Below are 21,866 nucleotides of genomic sequence, written 5' to 3'. Positions count from 1 at the left end.
GCCCGTCCCGGTCCGCCCGGCGTACGACGAACGGCGCCGGGCCCTCCTTGAGAGCCGGCGCCGCCAGCGCCACGGCCGGGACCCTGCCCCCTGCCGCCTGAGTCCCTCACCGTTCCGTGTCCACCTGGCCGGTCCGGTCACCGGCGGTGCTCCAGCCGTTGACGTCGTCCCAGTCGCGGTCCAGCCCCTGCCGCTCAGCGAGCTCGGCCATGGGCTCGGGCTGCGTCTTGAGCAGGTATCGCTGGTCGATCTGCTCGTTCTCCTGCCGCGCCACCGCGATCTGCTCGCGCAGCTTCGCGTCGGTGATGGCGTCCTGGGCCAGCATGGTGTTGAGCAGCAGCAGGCTGACCAGGCCGCCGGACATCAGCCCCACCACGAGCAGCACGAACGGCGTGCGCTGCCGGCGCGCGGGCCGCGGCACGGGACGGGACGGCCGCGCGGAGCGCCGATCCTCCGCGCCGGACCGCGCGCCCGTTTCGAGCGTTTCGGACCGCATGGCCGTCCCCGGGCGCGCTGCCGCCGTGCCGGCGCGCTTCCCGTCGAGGTCGGGGCCCGCGTCAGGGCGGGGCCGCGGCTTCGGCTGGTGCGGCGCGCCGAGCCGGCGCGTGCCCGTCTTGGGCGTCGCGCGGCGAACGGGCGCACCCCGGCCGGTCTGCTGCTCAGTCGTCAACACGGATCCTCTCTGCCGCCCGTAGCCGGGCCGAGGCCGCCCGCGGGTTGCGGGCGAGCTCTTCTTCGCTTGGGAGCTCTGCTCCCCTCGTCAGCAGGCGGAACCTCGGCTGGTGAGCCGGCAGCGGGACGGGCAGTCCTGGGGGGCTGGTGTCCCTGGTTCGCGCCGTGAGGGCCTGCTTGGTGAGCCGGTCCTCGAGTGAGTGGTACGAGAGCACGACGACTCGCCCACCCAGCGGCAGCGCGTCGAGTGCCGCGGGGAGCGCCGCCTCCAGGGCGGACAGCTCCGCGTTCACCTCGATGCGCAGCGCTTGGAAAGTCCTCTTAGCGGGATTTCCCCCGGTGCGCCGGGTAGCGGCGGGAATCGCCTCGCGAACGATGTCCGCCAACCGCTTAGTCGACGTTATTGCCTCTTTGGCCCGTTCTTTGATGATCAGGCCCGCGACACGCGGAGCGAATCGTTCCTCGCCGTAATCGCGCAGGATGCGCGTCAGCTCCGCGGCGGAGTAGGTGTTGACCACCGTCTCCGCCGTCAGTTCCTGCTCCGTGTCCATCCGCATGTCGAGGGGCGCGTCATAGGAATAGGCGAACCCGCGCTCCGCCTCGTCCAGTTGCGGCGAGGAGACCCCCAGGTCGAACAGCACTCCGTTGACCGTGGTGCGCCCCGCGCGGGCGAGCACCTCGGCCAGGTCGCCGGAGGAGGCGTGGACCAGGGTGATCCTTTCTGCGTACGGGCTCAGCCTGCGGGTGGAGTGTTCGATCGCGAAAGGGTCGCGGTCGATCCCGATCAGGTGCAGCGCCGGGTAGGCGGCGAGCAGGGCCTCCGAGTGACCACCGAGGCCGAGGTTGGCGTCGACGACGACCGGCTCCGGACCGGACAGCGCCGGGCCGAGCAGTTCCAGAACGCGCTCGAGCATCACCGGAACGTGACCGCCCGTGCCAACGTTGTCATGCATCTCCAACCCCCCTCTCGCGTCCTTGCTCGCGGATGACGCGTATTGGTCGACCGCCGGTTCTTCCTGGGTCCCCACCCGGCGCCGCCCGGCCAGGTCCCCATCCGCACCCTCTTCGTGGACGCCTGCCCTCTGACACCGGGGAAGGTGCATCAGTTGGCAGACAGTGGTTGCGGGTGGAGACCTCGCCGAACGACATCACCGACGGATCGACCGTGACTCCTACAAGATCCCTGGCAGCACCTCCTCCGACAGATCGGCGAACGCCTGCTCCTGTTCGCTGAGGTAGGTGTCCCACGCCCGCGCGTCCCAGATCTCCAACCGGGTGTTGGCCCCGATGACCACGCAGTCACGCTCCAGGCCCGCGTACTGGCGCAGGCTCTGCGGGATCGTGATGCGCCCCTGCTTGTCCGGTTTCTCGTCGGACGCGCTGGCGAAGAAGACGCGGCTGTAGTCACGCACCGCTTTGGCGGTGACCGGGGCGGTCCGGAGAGCCTCGGTAATGCGCTGGAACTCCTCCACGGGAAAGACGTAGAGGCATCGCTCCTGGCCTTTGGTGATCACAAGACCCTCCGCCAGCTCCTCACGGTACTTAGCCGGCAGGAACAGCCGTCCCTTGTCGTCCAGGCGCGGTTGATGGGTGCCGAGGAACATCGGCGCCACCTCCCGTGCCTCGTGAAGCGCTCAGCGCTGGCGCACCGGGCTCTCCACTGCGCACCACCATACTCCACTTCTCCCCACCGTCAACTGATTCGAACCGTCTTCATCATCGGTTTCCGATGCGTTACCGCAGGTCAGGGCGATGGGGCGGGGTGGAGGGCGGCACGGGTGCGAGCAACCCTCATGGGCGTGTCGAGGGTTCAAAAGATCGCGGAAATAGGGACTGCGGCACTTCGCGAAGGTCCGTGTGGAGGAAAGTGGGGCGCGGGGTGGGGCAGTCTGTCACGGGATTCGGACTGCTTTGCCACAACAACCGGGACATCGCCCAGGTTCGCTGGAATATCCGCAAATGTCGCCCGCGAACCAACAGCGTCGTAGGGTCGTACACACAATGGAAAAGGAATGGCATGGCTCCCGCAATCCAGCGTACGGGGCAGCCGTAGCACTTCTCGTGGAGGCCTGGTGGCAGTAACCCATGACGTCCCTCCCCAGCTCGATGAGCTGGTCACCACAGCCCACCGGATCCGGGAGGCCATCGAATCGGTGATCGAGGGCAAGAGCGATGCCGTCCGCCTCACGCTGACCGTTTTGCTCGCCGAGGGCCATCTCCTGATCGAGGACGTCCCGGGAGTGGGCAAGACGATGCTGGCCAAGGCGCTGGCTCGTTCCATCGATTGTCCTGTCCGCCGGGTGCAGTTCACCCCCGACCTGCTGCCGAGCGACATCACCGGCGTGAGCGCGTACAACCAGCAGACCCGCGAGTTCGAGTTCAAGCCCGGTCCCGTCTTCGCCAACATCGTCGTCGGCGACGAGATCAACCGCGCCTCCCCGAAGACGCAGTCCGCACTGCTGGAGTGCATGGAGGAGCACCAGGTGACGGTGGACGGGGTGACGTACCCGCTCGACGCGCCGTTCATGGTGATCGCCACCCAGAACCCCATTGAGATGGAGGGCACCTATCCCCTCCCCGAGGCGCAGCGCGACCGCTTCACCGCCCGGGTCGCGATGGGCTACCCCGAGCCGACGGCCGAGCTGGAGATGCTCGACGTGCACGGCAGCGCCTCTCCGCTGGACAAGCTGGAGCCGGTGGCGACCACGGCGGAGGTGCGCGCGCTGATCGAGGCCGTACGCGGCGTGTACGTCTCGCAGGCGGTCAAGAAGTACGCCATCGACCTGGTCGTGGCCACCCGCCACTCCCCCGACCTGCGGCTGGGCGCCTCGCCCCGGTCCACGCTGCAGCTGGTGAGGGCGGCCAGGGCGCACGCGGCGCTGGCCGGGCGCGACTATGTCATCCCCGACGACCTGCAGGACCTGGCCATTCCCGTGCTCGCGCACCGGCTGCTGCCCAGCGTCGAGGCCCAGGGGCAGCGCCGCCTGCCCGAGCAGGTGGTGACGGATCTGGTCAGGCGCGTGCCGGTGCCGGAGACGCGAGGCCGTTGATGGATCCGCAGCGCAGCGAGGACATCCGTCAACGGCACGGGTTCAGTGAGGCACGGTGAGTGCCGGAATGCGGGCGCTGACCAGCAGGGGCAGGTCGTTCCTCGCCTCCGGGATCGCGGCGCTGCTGATGGCCGTCTTCCTGGGCGAGAACGACCTGTTCAGGATCGGGGTGCTGGTGACGGCGCTGCCGCTGCTGGCCGCGATGGTGGTGGCCCGGACACGCTACCGGCTGAGCTGCGCCAGGCGGCTCGACCCGCCGCGGGCCGAGGTGGGCGGGGAGGCCACCGTGACCCTGCGGCTGGAGAACGTCACCAGACTGCCGACCGGCCTGCTGCTCATCGAGGACACCGTCCCGTACGCGCTGGGCGTGCGGCCCAGGTTCGTGCTCGACCGGGTGGAGCCGCGGGGCGTACGGGAGATCGACTACCGGGTGCGCTCGGACCTGCGCGGCCGCTACACCATCGGGCCGCTGTCCATCCGCATCGCCGACCCGTTCGGGCTCGTGGAGCTGACCCGTTCGTTCACGATCAGCGACACGCTCGTGGTGACGCCGCATGTGGCGGCGCTGCCGCACGTACGGCTGTCGGGCGAGTGGACGGGCGGCGGCGACAGCCGTACCAGGAGCGTGGCCGCGGCGGGCGACGACGACGTGGCCCCGCGTGAATACCGGCAGGGCGACGACCTGCGGCGGGTGCACTGGCGCTCGACGGCCCGCCACGGCGAGCTGATGGTGCGGCGCGAGGAGCAGCAGTGGCAGAGCCGCGGCGCGCTCCTGCTCGACACCCGCAGGCACGCGCACCGCGGCGAGGGCCCGCGCTCGTCGTTCGAGGTGGCGGTCTCGGCCGCGGCCTCCATCGGCGTGCACCTCGCCCACGAGGGGCTCGGCCTGCGGCTGGTGACCGACCAGGGCGCCGAGCACCTGACGGACACCGGTCTGAGCTGGTCGCTGCTCGACACCCTCGCCGTGGTGAGGCACAGCCCGGCCCGCTCACTGGAGATGGGCGTGTCCGCCCTGCGCCAGGGCGGCGGCGACGGGCTCATCGTGGCCGTGCTCGGCTCGCTGGACGCGGAGGAGGCAAGGGAACTGGCCAGGTTGCGGCACAGCGGCATCACCGGAGTCGCGGTCCTGCTCGACGTGAGCACGTGGGACGGCGGCGACCCGGCGGCCGCGGAGGACTACACGGCCGCGCAGACCGTGCTGGCCGGGTACGGCTGGCGGATCGTGCGGCTGCCCGCGGGCACCTCGATCGCGTCGGTCTGGCAGGACGCCGCGGGCCGCGGCAGGTTCACGTTCAACCCCGCGGGAGGTGCGGCATGAGATTGACGATCGCCTCCGGAGTGGCCGCGTTCGCCGCCGCCGTGCTGCTCTATCCGCTCTTCGAGGGCGGGACGTGGTTCTGGGCGGCGCTGGGCGCCGTGCTCGCGGTGGTGGCGGCCGGCCTGGTGAGCAGCCGCCTGTCGCTGCCGGCGTGGGCGGCGCCGCTGCTCGGCGTGGCCGCGACGTGGATCTACCTGACCGCGTCCTTCGCCGCCGAGGAGGCGTGGGCGCTGCTGGTGCCGACCAAGGGGTCGGTGGTGGAGCTGAGCCGGCTGCTCGGCGTCGGGTGGGCCGACATCCAGCGGTTCGCCGCTCCCGTGCCCACGACGGAGGGCATCACGCTGCTGACCGCCGGCGGCGTGGCGCTCATCGCGATCACCGTGGACCTGCTCGCCGCGCGGCTGCGGCGGGCGGCGCTGGCCGGGCTGCCGCTGCTGGCGCTGGCCACGGTCCCGGCGACGATCCTGGCCGACCCGATCAGCTGGCCGGCGTTCATCGTGGCCGCGCTCGGCTTCGTCGGGCTGCTGATCTCCGACGGGCGTGAGCGGGTGGGCCACTGGGGCCGGGCGGTGCTGGTGCGCCGTACCCGGGTCGCGGTCTCGCCGTCCGCCCCGGGCCCGGGCACCGCGGCGGACACCAACGGGTTGCGGCTGTCCGGCAAGCGCATCGGGTTCGCCGCGATCGCGCTGGCCGTCCTGGTGCCGGCCCTGCTGCCGGCGATGGAGCCGGTGTCGTTCTTCCAGTTCGGCGTGGGCGGCAGCGGCTCGGGCCGGGGCAACTCGATCAGCATCCCCAACCCGATCGCGAACCTGAAGGGCCAGCTGGAGCTGCCGGAGCGGCGGACGGTCCTCACCTACAGCAACAACGACGACGAAGCCCGCTACCTGCGGATCTTCGCGCTGGACACGTTCGACGGCCAGCAGTTCGGCATGACCCAGCCGAAGGGGGCACCCGACAACAGGACGGACGAGGGGCCGTTGCCGCCGCCTCCCGGACTCTCCGGGAAGCCGAAGATCAACAATGTGGTGACCAACATCCAGATCAGCGAGGAGATCGAGCAGCTGCGGTTCCTGCCGCTGCCGTACCCGCCCAGGGAGATCCGGGTGGACGGTGACTGGCGCGCCGACGTCGACACGCTGATGGTCTTCTCCGTCCCCGACGAGGCCGCCGGCCTGGAGTACGAGGTGGCCTCCAGCGAGCCGGAGCCGACCTCGGAGCTGCTGGGGTCGCTGGAGAGCGCCCGGCCCGCCGTGAACGACCGGTACCTGAAGATGCCCGGCAACCTGCCCCCGGAGATCTACCAGCTGGCCGACACCGTCACCGCGAACTCCAGCTCGGCCTACGACCGCGCGGTGAAGCTGCAGCGGTTCTTCACCAAGGACGGCGGCTTCACCTACAACCTGCGTACGCAGGGGCACAGCTCCTCCGCGCTGCGGGACTTCCTGATCCGTGACCGGACGGGCTACTGCGAGCAGTTCGCCGCCGCCATGGCGGTGCTGGCCAGGATGGTCGGCATCCCGTCGCGGGTGGCGATCGGCTACACCGGCGGCACCAAGGTCGGCGACCGGTGGCAGGTCAGCACGAGCGACTCCCACTCCTGGCCCGAGCTGTACTTCGAGGGCGTGGGCTGGCTGCCGTTCGAGCCGACTCCCGCGGGGGCGCTCGGCCAGGGGAGCGCGCGCGTGCCGGCGTACACGGAGCCCGCGCCCCGCCCCACGGGCGAGTCGACGTCGCCGACGCCGGGCGCCACCAGCTCGTCGGCCGACGAGCCGGTCGACCCGCAGGACCGGCCCAACGTGCGCGAGCTCGACCGGGAGAGCCAGCTCCTGCCCGGCACGCTGCCGCCGGACGAGTCGATGCCGCTGATCACCAAGATCGGCATCGGCGCCGGCGCGCTGCTCCTCCTCCTGCTGATCCCCGCCGGCATACGGCTGGTCACCAGGAACCGCCGCGTCCGGAGCCTGGGCTGGAAGGTGTCCCAACCGGCCGACGAGCTCACGGCCAGGATGGTGTCGGGCGAGGGCACCGCGGGCCGGCACCCGTCGGTCGCCGCGGCCTGGGCCGAGCTGGACGACATCCTGTACGACTACGGCATGGCCCGCCAGACCAGCGAGACCCCGCGGGCGCTCGCGCGGCGGCTGTCCCAGCAGTACGAGTTCGACGCCGCGGCGGCGGCCGCCGTCTCCGCCATCGCCTCGGCCGTCGAGCGTGTGCTGTTCGCCAGGGATCCCGGGCAGATCGGGCCCATGAAGAAGGACCTGCGCACGGTGCGGCAGGCCCTGGCGGCCACGGTGTCGCGCGGCAGGCGGCTGCGCGCGGTGCTGCTGCCCCCGTCGACGCTGCGGCGGCTGCGGGGGGTCGGCGAGCGGCTGCTCGACGGGTTCGACCTGCTGGAGAACATCCGGTTGCGGCGGACGGCGACCCACAAGGGCTCCTGAGCCCTCGAACCGGACGAGCCGTGCGGCCGTCTCCCCCAGGGGGGGAGATGACCGCACGGCTCTGCCGTTGCGGTGCCCGATGCGCTGATGCCGGCCGGGTGCGCCGACGCCGATCGAGTACAGAGGCGTCGGCCGTGCGGGCACAGCTCCATCGACACACCAACGCGACACCCGCCGGCGCGCCGGTCAGGTGTCGCGTTGCGCCGGCCCGGCGCCGTCCGGTCGGCCTACGATCCAGGCACGACCTCTGTCACGGCCCCGTCCGGGCTATGTCCTGTGGGCCTGGCTCAGCGTTCGTCGTGGCGACGGCGCCAGCGCTCTTCCATGCGCTCCATGAAGCTGCCCCGGCGGGGCTGCTTGCCCGGCGGCGCGCCCGTCCCGGGCGCCGGCGTCGAGTCGCCGAACCCGTTCATGCGTTTCCAGCTGGACAGACCCCACAGACACGCGGCGAGCATGACCACGAAACCGCCGACGCCGAGCGGGATCAGAGCACTGCCACTCAACACGACGCCGACCATCATGACGACGACGCCGAGAGCAAAGCCGATGGAGGCCTTGATCAGGCGACGCTTGTAGTGGCGGCGCGGGTCACTGATCCTTACGGTGTTGGCCCACTTCGGGTCCTCGGCGTAGAGGGCCTGCTCGATCTGGTCGAGCAAGCGCTGCTCGTGCTCAGAGAGCGGCACGGCGCCTCCCAAGGACGGCCCCAGGACGGGGAAGACGGCAACGGACGACACGGGGTGTCCGAACCTCGCGGTCGGTTATCCCCAGAATACGAGGCTGTAGACGTAGGCGAAAGCAAACGTCCAACGCAGACCAAACCGGAGGTGACGTCATGGCTCCATTGTGGCCCATCTCGCCCCCCTTCCCCCAAAATCGCGACACCGACGCATCACAAAATCCGGACATCGGCCTCATGTCTCTATTTCATCAAGCTTGCCACGTACAAGCGATGCTGGGACCACCGCATCGGGACCGAATCTCCGGATCGCCTTGTCCATGGCCTGCTCGGCCTCGCGCCAGCCCGTCTCCCGCTCGCCCAGACCCAGCTGGTGGGTGGCCTCCTCGGCGGGCCGCAGGTTTTCCATCCTGACCCCCACCAGGCGCAATCGCACCCGCTCCAATCCCGCGGCGTGGAAGAGCTCGCAGGCTGTGGCGTAGATCACCTGGGCCACATCGGTCGGCTCGCGTAGCGTGCGCGAGCGGGTGATCGTGGTGAAATCAGCTCGGCGTAGCTTCACACTTACAGTTCTTCCCACGTGGCCGCCCTTACGCATCCGGGCGGCCACCCGCTCGGACAGGCGCAGAAGCTCCCGCCTGATCACCTCTGGGTCGTCGATGTCCGCGGCGAACGTCTCCTCGTTGCCGATGCTCTTGTCGGGCACGTGGGCGGTCACGGAGCGCTCGTCGCGCCCCCACGCGAGCGCCGCCAGGTGACTCCCCGCGGCCTGCCCCAGCTCGCGCTGGAGCGTGCCGACGGGCACCCTGGCGAGATCTCCGACGGTGCGGATGCCGAGACGTACGAGGGACTGCTCGGTGCGCTCTCCGACGCCCCACAGGGCCGACACGGGCAGCGGGTGGAGGAAGCTCACCACCTCGCCGGCGGGCACGACCAGCAGCCCGTCCGGCTTGCACTGCTTGGAGGCGAGTTTTGCGACGAATTTGCTGCTCGCCACGCCGACGGAGCACGTGATCCCGTAGCGGTCGAGGACCTGCTCCCTGATCATGGCGGCGACGACGGCGGGTGAGCCGAGCCGCCGCCGGGCGCCGCCGACGTCGAGGAACGCCTCGTCGGACGCGATGGGCTCGACCAGCGGGGTGATCGCGTGGAAGATCTCCATGACGCCCTTGGAGACCTCGGAGTATTTGCCGTGGCTGGGCGGGATGATCGTGGCCTGCGGGCACAACCGGCGCGCCCGGCCCATCGGCATCGCGGAGTGCACGCCGAAAGACCTGGCCTCGTAGGTGGCGCTGAGCACGACGCCGCGCCCGGCGGGCGAGCCCACGATCACCGGGTGGCCGCGCAGCTCCGGGCGCTCGAGCAGCTCGACGCTGGCGAAGAAGGCGTCCATGTCGACGTGGAGGATCGGGCAGCCGCTGTCATCGGCCCCGGTGCGTGGAGCGGGGCCGATGCCGGTGATCTGCTTACGTGACACGCCGTCGATTCTATCCGAACAGACATTCGATACAGAGAGGTGCGGGCACCGTTTCTCAGGCCCGGTGTCCGAGAACGTGCAGCTGCGTGGCGATGTCGCGGAGCACGGGGTGGGTCGCGGCCGCCTGCTCCAGCGCCACGAGCGCCTCGGCGGCGCCGGGCTCCCCGTCGACGAGCCGGCTGGGCACCAGATCGGCGAAGATCCGCACCCCGTGGATGGCGCCGACGGCGAACCCGGTGGCGGTCAGCAGCTCCACGAGCGTCTCGGCGCTGAAGCGCCGCGGCGTGGGGTCGCGGTCGCCCCAGCTGCCCTCGGGGTCGTCGAGTACGGCCCGCGCCTCGTCGAAGTGGCCCACGAGCGCCCGGTGGATGGCGCTGGCGACCGGATTGGCGGCCAGCACGCTGACGGCGCCACCCCGGCGCAGCACGCCCGCGACGGCGGCCAGCGCGCTGATCGGGTCCTCCACGTATTCGAGCACGCTGTGGCACAGCACCAGGTCGGCGCTGTCGCGGTCGAGCAGCTCGCCCAGGTCGGCGGCGTCGCCCTGCAGGGCCCTGACGCCCACGCCCTTCTCCTTGGCCCGGCGCTCCAGCGCGGCCAGCGAGTCCGGGCTCGGGTCGACGACGGTGACGGTGTGACCCCGCTCGGCCAGCGGCACGGCGAACCCGCCCGTGCCCCCGCCGGCGTCGACGATGTCGAGCGCCTCGCGGCCCGTGGCCGCCGTCCGCTCGGCCAGCGCCGACCGCAGCGCGTCCCAGACGACGGCGGTCCGCACCGCCGGGGCCCTCGTGACGCCTTCAGCACGCAACGTCGGCTCGCCTCCCTCTCCCCCGCGAACTGCATCTTCGCGTTCGGCTCCTTCGCGGACGGGCCCAGCCTACGCCGTACGCGGGATCGCCCGCTCCCCACCGCCGGCACCCGTCATCGAACGCCCGGTCGCCGGCGCGGACCGGGCCGCCGATCACACGGACGGCGGTCCAGCGGCGGCTCGTCGCCTCCGGACGCCGGCGCGACACGAGCCACCGGACGCAAGGCGCGGGACCGCGAGGCACGGAGCACGGCCCCGCGGCACTCCGGCGCGGGCTCAGCCGTCGAAGGCGGCCACCACCCGCTTGGGCGCCCGCAGCCGCCACGCGTCGGTCAGCAGCTCGGCCATCTCCTCGGCGTCCACGGCACCGAACCGCACCAGCACGATGGCATGCCCGTCGTAGTGCGGCGTGGTGAAGAACGTGGCGGGCTCGGCCGCGATGAGCCCCGCCTTCTCCTCCTCGGCGGCCACCGGCAGGATGAGCACGTCGCCCTCTTCCTTGACCCTGGCGAACCACTTGCCCCGCACGTAGAAGGCGGGCGTGCCGTACATGGTCTTCTCACCGGTCTCGGGCAGTGCCAGCGCGATCCGGCGGACGTCGTCCTCCGTCACCATGCACCCGATGCTCACACAAAACCGCTCACACAAAAAACGGAAAAGGGCGCGTCGCGGCTGGTGACGCGCCACTTCTCCGTACGGTCGCCAATGCCCGCGCCACACGGCCAGGCTTCCGCCGTAGCGGCGGTCGGACGCCTGACCGCGTGACGGTACACGTCCCTCGCCTCGCGAGCCGTGCAGGCCGGCGTGGTTGGAACGTACCCCGAACGCGCCGCCCTGGCGCGCCCAAAAGGGTGTCTAAAGGGTGAGGCTTGGCTTGAGTTGTTTGAACCGGGCCAGCAGCCCGTTGACGAAGTGCGGGGACTCGTCGGTCGAAAGCTCGCCGGCCAGGTGCACCCACTCGCTGATGACCACGCCTTCGGGCACGTCGGGCATCCACAGCAGCTCGTACGTGCCGCCGCGCAGCAGGTTGCGGTCGACCGCGGGCATGCGGTCGAGCGTCCAGCCCTCGGAGTAGGTGGTGATCAGGTCGTCGATGCGCGCGTGGTGCCTGGCGACGCCCTCGACGATGGTCGAGGTGTATTCGTTCACCGGGGGTTCCTGCCGCTCCACGCGCTCGGCGAGGATCTTCAGCGGATCTTCGCTGCGCAGCTCGGCCTCGAAGAGGATGTCGAGCGCCCGTCTGCGTGCTTTGCCGCGTGCCGACACCTCAGGCCCGGCCGAGGTATTCGCCGCTGCGGGTGTCGACCTTGACCTTCTCGCCGGTGGTGATGAACAGCGGCACCTTGATCTCGGCGCCGGTCTCCAGCGTCGCGGGCTTGGTGCCACCGGTGGAGCGGTCGCCCTGCAGGCCCGGCTCGGTGTTGGCGACGGTCAGCTCGACGGCCGCGGGCAGGTCCACGTAGAGCGCGGCGCCCTCGTTGAAGGCCACCGTGGCCAGGGTGTTCTCCAGCATGTAGTTGGCGGCGGTGCCGACGGTGTTGCCGGGCACGTTGACCATGTCGTAGGTCTCGGTGTCCATGAACACGAAGTCGTCGCCGTCCTTGTACGAATACTGCATCTCGCGCTTGTCGACGTTGGCCACGTCGACCTTGACGCCGGCGTTGAAGGTCTTGTCGACGACCTTGCCGGAGAGCACATTCTTGAGCTTGGTCCGCACGAACGCGCCGCCCTTGCCCGGCTTGACGTGCTGGAACTCCACAACGGCCCAGAGCTCACCGCCGTCGAGCTTCAGCACCATGCCGTTCTTGAGGTCGTTGGTCGTCGCCACTCGTTCTTCTCCCGGATGCGGCCGCTCTAGAGGACGAGCAGCTCCTTGGTCGTCTTCGTGAAAAGTTCCGGCCCGCCCTCACGTGTCACGAGGGTGTCCTCGATGCGAACGCCTCCCCGGCCCGGAAGGTAGACCCCAGGCTCGACGGTGATCGGAACTCGATCCTCTAGTCTACCGGTCCGCGCGGGGCCCAGGAACGGCTCCTCGTGGATCTCCAGGCCGACGCCGTGGCCGAGGCCGTGCCTGAAGTGGCCGCCGTGGCCCGCGCCCTCGATGACCGAGCGGGCCGCCGCGTCCACGTCCCTCGCCTCGGCCTCCGGGGCGAGGGCGTGCCTGCCCGCGCGCTGGGCCGCCGCGACCAGGTCGTAGAGCTCGCGCTGCCAGGCGGCGGGTGGGCCGAGACAGACCGTTCTGGTCATGTCGGCGTGGTAGCCGTGGTAGCGGGCGCCGAAGTCCATGGTCACCAGGTCGCCGGTACGCAGCTCCCGGTCCGTGGGGGCGTGGTGCGGGACCGCGCCGTTCTCGCCGGCGGCGACGATCGTGTCGAACGCGGGTTTGTCGGCGCCGAGCTCGGTCATGCGGTTGTCGAGAAGGCGGGCGAGGTCGCGCTCGGTCATGCCCGGGACGATCCGCACGGATATGTCGGCGAACGCCTGGTCGGTGATCTCGCAGGCCGTACGGAGCAGCTCCAGCTCGTCGTCGTCCTTGACCGCCCGCAGCACCTCCACCACCGGTCCCAGCGGCGTCGTCCCCTCGCCCAGCCGCCGGTACGTGGCCACGCTCATGACCGCCGCCTCGATCCCGGCACCCGGCTCGGCGAGCGCGCCCGCCACGTCCGACGCCTCGACCGACGGCACGTCCAGCGTCCGCGCCTTGCCGATGTAACGGTTGTCGGTGGCCAGCAGCGCCGACCCGTCGGCCCTGACGAGCACGGCCGCGTTCGAGCTGGTCAGGCCCGTCAGGTAGCGGACGTTGACGGGCGAGGTGACGAGCAGGGCGGGGACCTCGTGCCCGGGCAGCAGCTCGGCGAGCCGCGCCCGGCGCGCCGGGTAGTCGAAGGTCATTTCGCCAATGTACGTGCAAGGCTTACATGTCGCTCATCGGTCCTGAATGCGCCATTCGTTCATGAACTGCGCCAGCGGTCCCGACGAGTCCATGTCGCCCTTCTCCTGGGCCCGCCGCAGATCCCGGTACAGCTCGGCGATCTGGCCGACCGTCGCGCCGGTCTTCCCCTCGGCCAGCTTCCCGCCCGCTTTCTGGATCTTCTCGTGGGCCTTGGCGGCGACCTCGGGATTGATCCCGCCCGCGCTCTCCTGGTACCTGATCGCCTCGTCGAACCTCTCCAGCCACGTCCCCCATCCGCCCGGAGGGGTCTCGGGTCCCAGGGTGGCCTTGGGGGGCGCCGTCTCGCGCAGGGAGCCGGGCGGGTCGATGTCGGGCAGCACGGTGGCCACGACGCCTGATGACGGCTCCGGCGTTCCGATGGGCGGCCGCGTCGGTGAGGGCGTCTCCGTGGGGAGCGACGTGGTGGGCGCGGCGGTCGGCGTGGGCCTCGCCACCGGCTCGTTCCGCGAACCGGCCCACATCACCATGCCCACGGTCACCACCACGATCGCCGCCACGGCCACGCCGAGCTGCAGGAACAGCTTGCGGTTGGACGGCGGCCCCGGCTCCAGGTCCTCCGCCTGGTAGATCGCCGTATCACCGGCCCGCGCGCCACCGCCGGGCCGCGCACCGCCCGGTCCGGCACCCGCCGGCCCGCCGAACTGGTGGACCTCGGTGGCCCCCTGCCCGGCGGCGGCGCCCGGGGTCGTCACCGCGCCGCCCGGTCCGCCGAGGCCGGCACCCGCCGCCGCGGCGCCGCCCACCAGGCCGCCCGCACGCAGCGCGGCGCCGGTCACCGCCACCTCCCCGGGGTCGGCGCGGGGCCGGGCGATGGCGGCCAGTGCCCGGCGGATCGCCTCGCCGCTGACGGGCCGGCGGGCGGGATCCGCGGCGATCATGGCGAGCACCAGCCGGTCCAGCTCGGCGGGCACCTCGACCCTGAGCGCGCTGGGCGGCGCGGGCTCCACCCGAGAAGCCGCGGACCCGGCGGAGTCCTCCGGCGCACCCGTGTCCCCGCCGGCCGCGCCCTCGTCGCCGAAGGGCGGGCGGCCGCAGAGCAGCTCGTAGCACACGCAGCCGAGGGCGTACAGATCGGCGGAGGCCTGCCCCCTCCCCTCGGGCGCCGGATAACGGCGGCCCGCCGGGGGCTCCTGATCGTCCAGCCCGAAGCCGACGACCTTGAGCACCCCGCTCCCGGCCCGCCGGAAGCTGTTCGGATCGATCTCCCCGTGCACCACCCCGGCCCGGTGCGCGGCGTCGAGCCCCGCCGCCGCCTGCCCGACGAGATCGCACACGTCGACGATCTTCAGCGGCCCGCCGGCGGCCAGCTCCTCGCCGAGGCTGAGCCCGGTGAGGAACTCCATCACGAGGAACGGCGCCCCGTCGTGCTCCCCCACGTCCAGCACCATGGCCACGTTCGGATGGATCACCCTGGCCACGGCCTGGACGTGCTGCCTCAGCTGCTCCCGCGCGGCGGCCCCCGCCGCCTTGGCGCCGAGCACCTTCACGGCCACGACCCAGTCGGCCCGCGTGTCGTACCCCCGCCACAGCTCGCCCATGGCCCCGCTGCCGATGAGCTCGTCCAGCCGGTACCGGTCGGCGACCAAGGCCGGCGTCGCGTCGGACATATCCCCGCCAATGACTAGAACATCACGATTTCCGACCCACGATAGGGCCCCCGCAGCACCTCGCGCCCCGCATCACCCGCAATCGAGGGCTCGACATAACGACTCTCGTTATTTACGATTATCGTTATGCCAACGCGATGGATCACCAGACTCGAAATCCTGCTGACCTTCGGACTCGTCCTCGGCTGCCTGGGCGCCCTGGCGGGCCTTGCCACGAACGCCGGGATGGCCTTCTTCGGCACACCCGACGGGACGGGCATCCCCCTGCGGGTGTTCGACGTGCCGGCGGAGGGCCTGGCGGCGGGAGGGGCCACGATCGACGCCGTGCGCGCCGACGTGCGGGTCAGCCCGGACGGCGCCGGGCCGCTCCATGGCCTGCTCTACCTGCTGATGTGGGCGCCCGGCACGGCGACGTGGCTGCTCGCGGTATTCACGCTGGTCCGCGCGCTGCGCAGGGCGCGTTCAGGCGACCGGGCACTGTTCTCCACCGCCACGGCACAGGACCTGCGCAGGCTCGGCTGGATCCTGATCGCCGGCTCGCTCGTGTCGGCCGTGATCGGCATGGTCGCGGAGGCCATACTCTCCTCCATGCTGCTGGCCGAGAGCTATCTGTTCTACCCGCCGTCGGGCGACGTGCTGGGGGTCGTCGTGACGGGATTCGCCGCACTGGGCGTGTCGGAGATCATCCGGCGGGGCCTGGCCCTGCTCGAAGAGGTCGAGGCCACCGTCTGATGGGAGATCGCGCCATCAGGGTCCGGCTCGACGAGCTGCTCCAGGAACGCGGCATGACGCTCACCGAGCTGTCGCACCGCGTCGAGATCACCGTGGTCAACCTGTCGATCCTGAAGAACGGCCACGCCAAGGCGATCCGTTTCTCGACGCTGACGCGCCTGTGCGAGGCGCTCGGGTGCCAGCCGGGCGACCTGCTCACGTACGAGTAGGCCGCCCGGCAAGGAGTGATCCCCCCGCTACCCGGCGATCTCCTTGATCTTCTCGATCAGCCGCACCCTGTCCTCATGCGTCCGGCCGAACGGCGTCACGTTGAGCGTGGTCACCCCGGACTCCTTCAGCGCCTGCACCCGGTCGCGCACGAACCCCTCGCTGCCGATCAGCGACATCTTCTCCAGCAGCTCGGCCGGCACCTGCGCGGCAGCCTCCTCCTTCTTGCCCTGGAGGTAGAGGTCCTGGATCAGCTCGGCCTCCTTCTCGTAGCCGTAGCGCCTGGCCAGGTCGTTGTAGAAGTTCTTGCCCTTGGCGCCCATGCCGCCGATGTAGAGCGCCGCCGTCGGCCGCCCGAACTCCAGCAGCCCCGCCACGTCGTCGCCGATGGCCAGCGACGCCTGCGCGATCACGTCCAGCCCGCCCAGCTCGGGGTCGCGCCTGGCCGTGCCCGCGGCCAGCGACGGGCCCCACACGTCGCCGGCCTTCTCGGGCACGTAGAAGATCGGCTGCCAGCCTTCGGCCAGCTCGGCGGCCAGCTCGACGTTCTTGGGGCCGATGGCGGCGATGACAATGGGGATGCGGGGGCGTACCGGGTGATTGATGATCTTCAGGGCCTTGCCGAGGCCCGTCCCCTGGTCCGGCGGGAGCGGCACCGTGTAGTGCTTCCCCTCGTGCTGCAGGCGCTCGCGCCGCCACACCTTGCGGCAGATCTCGATGACCTCCCGGGTACGCCCGAGCGGCGCGGTGTACGGCACCCCGTGGAACCCCTCGATCACCTGCGGCCCCGAGGCGCCCAGGCCGAGGGTGAACCGGCCGTCGGAGACGTAGTCCATGCCCGCGGCCGTCATGGCCAGCAACGTCGGCGTGCGCGAGTAGACCGGCAGGATGCCGGAGGCGATCTCCAGCCGCTCGGTCTTGGCCGCGATGTAGCCCATCTGGCTGACCGCGTCGAAGGAGTACGCCTCGGCCACGAAGACGATGTCGAGTCCGGCCTTCTCATAGTCGGACAACTCGGACACTGACTCCTTGAAGCCGCCCGAGTACTTGAGTGCCATACCGATGCGCATGCCAGACTCCCGCTGAACCGAATGATATTCCGTTTCTAGCGGCAGCTTATAGCGTGTGCGTCTGGGACAGGGAGCGGCTAGCGTCTTTGATTGGTTGAGCGCCGATCGCCGCCATGCCCTGGCGCCGGCGCTCACCCAGCGGGGAGACGGGGCCCTGCGCCGCCGGGCGCGGGGCGACGATGACAATGGGCCACGACATGATCATTCGGAATCGCGAGTCGCATCGAGGAGCCTGGTTCGGGTGCTGAGACGGGTTGTCATGGTGTCGTCGATCGTCGTGGCCGCGGCCCTGGCGGGGCACCAGCTGATCCCGGCGCTCGGCGGGTTCACCCCGGTGCTGGAGAGCGTGCTGCCCTGGATCGGGCTGGCCGTGCCGCTGCTGCTCCTGGCGGCCGCGCTGGCACGTTCCACCATGGCCGCGGCGGCGGCGCTGGTGCCGGGCGTGGTCTGGGCGGCGATGTTCGGCTCCACGCTGTTCCGTACGCCCCCGGGCGGCCCCAGTGACCTGGCCGTCGGCACGGTCAACGTGGGGGTGCGCAACAGCGCGTCGGGCGAGGCCGTACGCGTGATCGCCAAGGACCTCGACCTGCTGGCCGCCCAGGAGCTCACCGCCGGCGGTCCCGCGGCCAAGCAGCTCAACAAGATGTTCAAATACCACTACCCGGTCAGCACGGTCGGCCTGTGGAGCCGCTACCCGATCAGCGAGACCAAGCCGCTGGACGTCGGCCTGGGCTGGCCGCGGGCCCTGCGCGCGGTGGTCGCCACGCCCAAGGGCAAGGTCACCGTCTACGTCATGCACCTGGCCTCGGCCCGGCCCGGCCACACCGCCTCGCGCGACGCCTCGCTCGCGCACGCGCGCAAGCTCGTCGACGCCGACTCCAGCAAGCGGATCCTGCTGCTCGGCGACCTCAACACCGCCACCACCGACCGGGGCATGCGGGGGCTGACGCCGCCGCTGACCGACGCGCAGGACGTGGCGGGCGACGGGTTCGGGTTCACGTGGCCGTCGGAGTTCCCGATCACCCGGCCCGACCACATCCTGTTCAAGGGGATGAAGGCGACCGAGGCGGGCGTGGCCGCGGCGACGGGCAGCGACCACCGGGCGGCCCTCGCGTCATTCCGCCTGTAGCGCTGACGCGCCATCGACCGGCCGCCCACCCGCCTCGCCACACCCCCACCCCGCCGTACTGCGGCTGGTGTCCCCCCGGGAGAACCGGGTGCGATCCATCGGGCTGGGGTGCGGTGGACGGGGCCGTCGGGGGGCGGTCACGTGGGGTGGGGGTCCAGCAGGTGGAGGTCCTCCGGGGTGTCGATGTCGGCGGGATCGCCGTGCTGGTCGCACGGCACCTCGGTGACCAGCTCCGGGTGCGCCTTCAGGAACGGCCGGGCGCCGACGTCGCCCACGGCCCGCTCGGCCACCTCGGCGAAGTGCTCGCGGGCGATCAGCACGGGGTTCCTGCGGCGGCCCCCGTACGTGGCCACGGCCACGCCGGCGCCCGCGCCGATGAGCGCCCGCACCGCGCCGGGCCGGATCAGCGGCTGATCGACCAGCGCGATCACCACCGCCTCGGCGTCCTCCGGCAGCGTGGCGAGGCCGACGCGCAGGGATGAGCCCATGCCCGACGCCCAGTCCGGGTTGCGTACGGTGACCGCTCCGCGCACCTGCACGGTGGCCGCGCCGAGCACGACCACGACGGGGTGGCAGCCGCCCTCCTCCAGCAGCCGCACGCCGCGGTCGACCAGGCGCTCGCCGGCGTACTCGACCAGCGCCTTGGGCGTCCCCAGCCGGGCCCCCTGGCCGGCGGCCAGCAGCAGCCCGGCGACCCCGGAGGACCTCACGGCGCCTCGTGGTGGATGCGGCCCTCGGTGGTGGACAGCGGCCGCCCGGTGCCGCCCCAGCGCAACTGGATCAGCTCGGCCGCGATCGACACGGCCGTCTCCTCGGGCGTCCGCGCGCCCAGGTCGAGCCCGATGGGCGACCTCAGCCTGCCCAGTTCCTCATCGGTCAGGCCGGACTCGCGCAGCCGGGCCATGCGGTCCTCGTGGGTGCGGCGCGAGCCCATGGCCCCGATGTAGCCGGCGTCGGTACGCAGCGCCACCTCCAGCAGCGGCACGTCGAACTTGGGGTCGTGGGTGAGCACGCAGATCACCGTACGCTCGTCCACCTGCACCGAGGCCAGGAAGTCGTGCGGCCACTTGACCACGACCTCGTCGGCGTCGGGGAAGCGCTTGGCGGTGGCGAAGACCGGCCGGGCGTCGCAGACCGTGACGTGGTAGCCGAGGAACTTGCCCACCCTGGCCACCGCGGCGGCGAAGTCGATGGCGCCGAACACGAGCATGCGCGGCGGCGGCGCGAACGAGTGCACGAACACCGCCAGGTCGTCCAGCCGCCGCTCCCCCTGCCCGCCGTAGTGCCTGATGCCGGTCAGGCCCTGGGCGAGCATGCCGCGGGCGTCGTCGTCCACGGCCTCGTCGAGGCGTTCCAGGCCCAAGGTGCCCGTGGAGCGGTCCGGCCAGATGATCCGGCGGGCGCCGACCTGGCCCGGGCCGGAGACGACGGTGGCGACGGCGACCGGCTCGTGCGCGTCCACCGACGCCGCGACGTCGCCCAGCTCGGGAAAGGTCTCGATCGAGATGGGCTCGACGAGGATGTCGATGATCCCGCCGCAGGTGAGCCCGACGGCGAACGCGTCGTCGTCGCTGACCCCGTACCGCTGCAGGATCGGCTCGCCGATCTCGGCGGCCAGCTCGAACACCGCGCCCTCGACGCACCCGCCGGACACGCTGCCGACCACCTCGTCGCCGCGCACCGCCATGGCCGCGCCCGGCGGCCTCGGCGCGCTGCTCCACGTGCCCACCACCGTGGCCAGCCCGAACGTGAGCCCCGACCTCCACCACGGCATGATCTCCGGCAGCACGTCACGCATGGGCGAGCCTTTCGCTGAGTTGCTCGTAGGCGGCCAGGCTGTGCCCTGCCACCAGGTCGTCGAGGTACGGCAGGGCGGCCCGCATGCCGCCGGTGAGCGGCTGATAGTCCTCGTACCCCTTGTGTGGGTTGACCCAGATCACCCGGTACGCCTGCCGGGCCAGCCGGGCCATCTGCGTGCCCAGCAGCTCCGGGTCACCGCGTTCCCACCCGTCCGAGGCGATCACCGCGATCGCCCCCCGTGCGCTGGAACGGGCGAGGAACTCCTTGAGTTCCTCGCCCAGCCGCGTTCCGCCGCTCCAGTCCGGGATGGCCTTCGACACCTCGTTGAGCGAGGTGCCCGGGTCGCGGTGGCGCAGCTCGGCCGTGATCGGGGTGAGCCTGGTGCCGACCGAGTAGACCCGGGTGGCCCGCGGCTCACTCCTGACCAGCGCGTGGGCGAAGCGCAGCAGCGTCTCGGCGTACGGGGCCATCGAGCCGCTGACGTCGACGAACAGCACGACCGCGCGCGGCCTGGTGGTGTGCCTCTTGTAGCGGAGCCTGGCCACCTCGCCCTTCCTGAGCGCGTCCCGGATGGTGCGCCGCTGGTCCAGGACACCCCGGCGGGCGCTCTCGAACCGGCGCGAGCGCCGCCGCGCCCGGCCGCTGCGCAGCATGGCCAGCATCCGGTGCACCTCGGCCCGCTCGGCCTCGGTCAGCCTGGCCACGTCGCGGTGCCGCAGGACCTCGGCCCGGCTCGCGGTGGCGGGCGCCGCCGTGCCGTCGTCCCGGCCCTCCTCCGCGTCCTCCCGCATGGCCAGGTGCCGGGTGACGCTCGTCGTGCTCGTCCGGGCCATGGTCGCCCGCCGCCCCCCGAAGTACGCGGCGAAACAGCGGTCGTACCTGGGCAGGTCGTCGGGCGTGGCGCACAGCGTGAGCCGGCCGGCCCAGTAGACCTCGCCGGCGTCGGTCACGTCGAGGTGGTCCAGCGCCCTGAGCATGCTCTGCGTACGGTCGTGATCGGCGCCGACCCCGGCCGCGCGCAGCGTCCTGGCGAACCCCGTCATGGTGGCGACCAGATCATCCATGGGCGAGCAGCCCGTTGCCGAGAACGTGGGCGACGTCCTCCCGGTATTTCAGCGCCGCCCCCAGCGTGGCCGCCGCCCGGCCGGGGTCCAGCTCCTTGGCGCCCAGCGTCAGCAGCGCCTCCGTCCAGTCGAGCGTCTCGGCCACCCCCGGCGGTTTGACCAGATCCGCCTGCCGCAGCCGCTCGGCCGCCCGCGCCACCTGCATGGCCAGCGTCTCGGTGCAGGCCGGCAGGCGCCGCAGCAGGATGGCGACCTCCCGGTCGAAGCCCGGATGCTCCAGCCAGTGGTAGAGGCAGCGCCGCTTGAGCGCGTCGTGCACCTCCCGCGTCCGGTTGGAGGTCACCACGACCACCGGCGGCGTGCCCGCCTTGACGGTGCCCAGCTCGGGAATGGAGATCGTGAAGTCGGACAGCACCTCCAGCAGGAAGGCTTCGAACTCGTCGTCGGCCCGGTCGATCTCGTCCACGAGCAGCACGCTGGGCTGCGTCTCGATGGCCTTCAGCAGCGGCCGGGCGATCAGGAACCGCCGATCGTAGATCTCCCCTTCGAGCCTGCCCACGTCCGTGATCCCGGCGGCCTCGGCGGCCTTGAGGTGGAGGAGCTGGCGGGCGAAGTCCCAGTCGTAGAGCGCCTGCGCGGCGTCCAGCCCCTCGTAGCACTGGAGCCTGATGAGGGGGGCCTTGAGCAGCGTGGCGAGGGCCTTGGCCAGCTCGGTCTTCCCGACCCCCGCCTCCCCTTCGAGGAACAGCGGCCGTCCCATCCGCAGCGCCAGGAAGGCGGCCGTTGCCAGCCCTTCGTCGGCCAGATAGGTGTGTCGGTCGAGGAGCTCGATGAGCTTCTCGGGGGACTCGATGTCCATTGC

The 21,866-nt window shown here is 71.5% G+C and carries 22 protein-coding genes; 6 read left to right on the top strand and 16 right to left on the bottom strand.

All coding sequences use genetic code 11. The features are described 5' to 3' along the window. Positions 1–106: 106 nt before the first annotated feature. The 3 genes from ACIBX3_RS18420 to mraZ form a co-directional block, all read right to left on the bottom strand. Positions 107–670 (bottom strand): hypothetical protein, encoded by a 564-nt coding sequence (locus tag ACIBX3_RS18420; protein WP_397118326.1) that lies wholly within the window; start codon positions 668–670, stop codon positions 107–109. Next, the gene (gene rsmH / locus ACIBX3_RS18415; RefSeq protein ID WP_397118324.1) at positions 660–1,625 is read right to left on the bottom strand and encodes a 16S rRNA (cytosine(1402)-N(4))-methyltransferase RsmH; all 966 of its coding nucleotides are present in this window, start codon (positions 1,623–1,625) and stop codon (positions 660–662) included. The genes ACIBX3_RS18420 and rsmH overlap by 11 nt, the downstream gene beginning before the upstream one ends. A gap of 219 nt (positions 1,626–1,844) precedes the next feature. Next, positions 1,845–2,276: a division/cell wall cluster transcriptional repressor MraZ gene (gene mraZ / locus ACIBX3_RS18410; RefSeq protein WP_397118322.1), complete on the bottom strand. Its 432-nt coding sequence runs from the start codon at positions 2,274–2,276 to the stop codon at positions 1,845–1,847. A gap of 408 nt (positions 2,277–2,684) precedes the next feature. On the opposite strand from mraZ, the gene ACIBX3_RS18405 reads away from it, so the two are divergent. Genes ACIBX3_RS18405 through ACIBX3_RS18395 form a run of 3 tightly spaced genes read left to right on the top strand, consistent with a single transcriptional unit; the run spans position 2,685 to position 7,478 of the window. Next, positions 2,685–3,722, top strand: coding sequence for an AAA family ATPase (locus tag ACIBX3_RS18405; RefSeq protein ID WP_397118320.1), 1,038 nt, complete (start codon positions 2,685–2,687; stop codon positions 3,720–3,722). 55 nt (positions 3,723–3,777) lie between these two features. After that, a complete protein-coding gene (locus ACIBX3_RS18400; RefSeq protein WP_397118319.1) occupies positions 3,778–5,040 on the top strand; it encodes a DUF58 domain-containing protein in 1,263 nt (420 codons plus the stop codon). After that, on the top strand, positions 5,037–7,478 hold the full coding sequence (locus ACIBX3_RS18395; RefSeq protein WP_397118318.1) for a transglutaminaseTgpA domain-containing protein: 2,442 nt from the start codon (positions 5,037–5,039) through the stop codon (positions 7,476–7,478). The genes ACIBX3_RS18400 and ACIBX3_RS18395 overlap by 4 nt, the downstream gene beginning before the upstream one ends. 287 nt (positions 7,479–7,765) lie before the next feature. Here the strand turns inward: ACIBX3_RS18395 and ACIBX3_RS18390 are convergent, their stop codons facing one another. The 8 genes from ACIBX3_RS18390 to ACIBX3_RS18355 all read right to left on the bottom strand — a co-directional run bounded on the left by ACIBX3_RS18390 (position 7,766) and on the right by ACIBX3_RS18355 (position 15,002). Next, positions 7,766–8,164: a DUF3040 domain-containing protein gene (locus ACIBX3_RS18390; RefSeq protein WP_397118317.1), complete on the bottom strand. Its 399-nt coding sequence runs from the start codon at positions 8,162–8,164 to the stop codon at positions 7,766–7,768. 228 nt (positions 8,165–8,392) lie between these two features. Continuing rightward, positions 8,393–9,634, bottom strand: a complete 1,242-nt coding sequence (dinB, locus tag ACIBX3_RS18385) for a DNA polymerase IV (RefSeq protein ID WP_397118315.1) — start codon at positions 9,632–9,634, stop codon at positions 8,393–8,395. Between the two features lie 55 nt (positions 9,635–9,689). Further along, positions 9,690–10,442: a methyltransferase domain-containing protein gene (locus ACIBX3_RS18380; RefSeq protein WP_397118313.1), complete on the bottom strand. Its 753-nt coding sequence runs from the start codon at positions 10,440–10,442 to the stop codon at positions 9,690–9,692. A 276-nt stretch (positions 10,443–10,718) separates the two neighbouring features. Beyond that, complete coding sequence (locus ACIBX3_RS18375) at positions 10,719–11,057, bottom strand: MmcQ/YjbR family DNA-binding protein (RefSeq protein WP_397118311.1); 339 nt, start codon at positions 11,055–11,057, stop codon at positions 10,719–10,721. A 240-nt stretch (positions 11,058–11,297) separates the two neighbouring features. After that, positions 11,298–11,708: a transcription antitermination factor NusB gene (gene nusB / locus ACIBX3_RS18370; protein ID WP_397118309.1), complete on the bottom strand. Its 411-nt coding sequence runs from the start codon at positions 11,706–11,708 to the stop codon at positions 11,298–11,300. Between the two features lies 1 nt (position 11,709). Further along, a complete protein-coding gene (gene efp, locus ACIBX3_RS18365) occupies positions 11,710–12,270 on the bottom strand; it encodes an elongation factor P (protein WP_397118307.1) in 561 nt (186 codons plus the stop codon). Between the two features lie 26 nt (positions 12,271–12,296). Continuing rightward, positions 12,297–13,334 (bottom strand): M24 family metallopeptidase, encoded by a 1,038-nt coding sequence (locus ACIBX3_RS18360; RefSeq protein ID WP_397118305.1) that lies wholly within the window; start codon positions 13,332–13,334, stop codon positions 12,297–12,299. A gap of 33 nt (positions 13,335–13,367) precedes the next feature. Further along, complete coding sequence (locus ACIBX3_RS18355; protein WP_397118303.1) at positions 13,368–15,002, bottom strand: protein kinase; 1,635 nt, start codon at positions 15,000–15,002, stop codon at positions 13,368–13,370. A gap of 126 nt (positions 15,003–15,128) precedes the next feature. On the opposite strand from ACIBX3_RS18355, the gene ACIBX3_RS18350 reads away from it, so the two are divergent. Next, on the top strand, positions 15,129–15,734 hold the full coding sequence (locus tag ACIBX3_RS18350) for a DUF2975 domain-containing protein (protein ID WP_397118301.1): 606 nt from the start codon (positions 15,129–15,131) through the stop codon (positions 15,732–15,734). Next, a complete protein-coding gene (locus tag ACIBX3_RS18345) occupies positions 15,734–15,943 on the top strand; it encodes a helix-turn-helix domain-containing protein (protein ID WP_397118299.1) in 210 nt (69 codons plus the stop codon). The genes ACIBX3_RS18350 and ACIBX3_RS18345 overlap by 1 nt, the downstream gene beginning before the upstream one ends. Positions 15,944–15,970: 27 nt before the next feature. On the opposite strand, the gene ACIBX3_RS18340 is transcribed toward ACIBX3_RS18345, so the two are convergent. After that, on the bottom strand, positions 15,971–17,011 hold the full coding sequence (locus ACIBX3_RS18340; protein WP_397118297.1) for an LLM class F420-dependent oxidoreductase: 1,041 nt from the start codon (positions 17,009–17,011) through the stop codon (positions 15,971–15,973). A gap of 241 nt (positions 17,012–17,252) precedes the next feature. Here ACIBX3_RS18340 and ACIBX3_RS18335 point away from each other — a divergent pair, with 241 nt between their 5' ends. Continuing rightward, a complete protein-coding gene (locus ACIBX3_RS18335; protein ID WP_397118295.1) occupies positions 17,253–18,140 on the top strand; it encodes an endonuclease/exonuclease/phosphatase family protein in 888 nt (295 codons plus the stop codon). Positions 18,141–18,277: 137 nt separating this feature from the next. Here the strand turns inward: ACIBX3_RS18335 and ACIBX3_RS18330 are convergent, their stop codons facing one another. Genes ACIBX3_RS18330 through ACIBX3_RS18315 form a run of 4 tightly spaced genes read right to left on the bottom strand, consistent with a single transcriptional unit; the run spans position 18,278 to position 21,863 of the window. Then, a complete protein-coding gene (locus ACIBX3_RS18330; protein ID WP_397118293.1) occupies positions 18,278–18,850 on the bottom strand; it encodes an NTP transferase domain-containing protein in 573 nt (190 codons plus the stop codon). Then, positions 18,847–19,938 (bottom strand): XdhC family protein, encoded by a 1,092-nt coding sequence (locus tag ACIBX3_RS18325; protein WP_397118291.1) that lies wholly within the window; start codon positions 19,936–19,938, stop codon positions 18,847–18,849. Before ACIBX3_RS18325 ends, ACIBX3_RS18330 begins: the two co-directional genes overlap by 4 nt. After that, positions 19,931–21,004, bottom strand: a complete 1,074-nt coding sequence (locus ACIBX3_RS18320; protein WP_397118289.1) for a VWA domain-containing protein — start codon at positions 21,002–21,004, stop codon at positions 19,931–19,933. The genes ACIBX3_RS18325 and ACIBX3_RS18320 overlap by 8 nt, the downstream gene beginning before the upstream one ends. Next, the gene (locus tag ACIBX3_RS18315) at positions 20,997–21,863 is read right to left on the bottom strand and encodes an AAA family ATPase (protein WP_397118288.1); all 867 of its coding nucleotides are present in this window, start codon (positions 21,861–21,863) and stop codon (positions 20,997–20,999) included. The genes ACIBX3_RS18320 and ACIBX3_RS18315 overlap by 8 nt, the downstream gene beginning before the upstream one ends. Positions 21,864–21,866 lie beyond the last annotated feature (3 nt).

This window comes from Nonomuraea sp. NPDC049480 (assembly GCF_044465905.1).
Classification (GTDB): domain Bacteria; phylum Actinomycetota; class Actinomycetes; order Streptosporangiales; family Streptosporangiaceae; genus Nonomuraea.
Note: the sequence above shows the minus strand (reverse complement) of the source record. Positions and strands in the feature narration are given on the sequence as shown.

Coding starts and splice junctions, on each gene's coding strand:
- ACIBX3_RS18405 (WP_397118320.1), top strand. CDS start 2,685: ATGGCATGGCTCCCGCAATCCAGCGTACGGGGCAGCCGTAGCACTTCT.
- mraZ (WP_397118322.1), bottom strand. CDS start 2,276: ATGTTCCTCGGCACCCATCAACCGCGCCTGGACGACAAGGGACGGCTG.
- ACIBX3_RS18355 (WP_397118303.1), bottom strand. CDS start 15,002: ATGTCCGACGCGACGCCGGCCTTGGTCGCCGACCGGTACCGGCTGGAC.
- ACIBX3_RS18360 (WP_397118305.1), bottom strand. CDS start 13,334: ATGACCTTCGACTACCCGGCGCGCCGGGCGCGGCTCGCCGAGCTGCTG.
- ACIBX3_RS18375 (WP_397118311.1), bottom strand. CDS start 11,057: ATGGTGACGGAGGACGACGTCCGCCGGATCGCGCTGGCACTGCCCGAG.
- ACIBX3_RS18340 (WP_397118297.1), bottom strand. CDS start 17,011: ATGCGCATCGGTATGGCACTCAAGTACTCGGGCGGCTTCAAGGAGTCA.
- rsmH (WP_397118324.1), bottom strand. CDS start 1,625: ATGCATGACAACGTTGGCACGGGCGGTCACGTTCCGGTGATGCTCGAG.
- ACIBX3_RS18320 (WP_397118289.1), bottom strand. CDS start 21,004: ATGGATGATCTGGTCGCCACCATGACGGGGTTCGCCAGGACGCTGCGC.
- ACIBX3_RS18395 (WP_397118318.1), top strand. CDS start 5,037: ATGAGATTGACGATCGCCTCCGGAGTGGCCGCGTTCGCCGCCGCCGTG.
- ACIBX3_RS18345 (WP_397118299.1), top strand. CDS start 15,734: ATGGGAGATCGCGCCATCAGGGTCCGGCTCGACGAGCTGCTCCAGGAA.
- ACIBX3_RS18315 (WP_397118288.1), bottom strand. CDS start 21,863: ATGGACATCGAGTCCCCCGAGAAGCTCATCGAGCTCCTCGACCGACAC.
- ACIBX3_RS18325 (WP_397118291.1), bottom strand. CDS start 19,938: ATGCGTGACGTGCTGCCGGAGATCATGCCGTGGTGGAGGTCGGGGCTC.
- ACIBX3_RS18350 (WP_397118301.1), top strand. CDS start 15,129: ATGCCAACGCGATGGATCACCAGACTCGAAATCCTGCTGACCTTCGGA.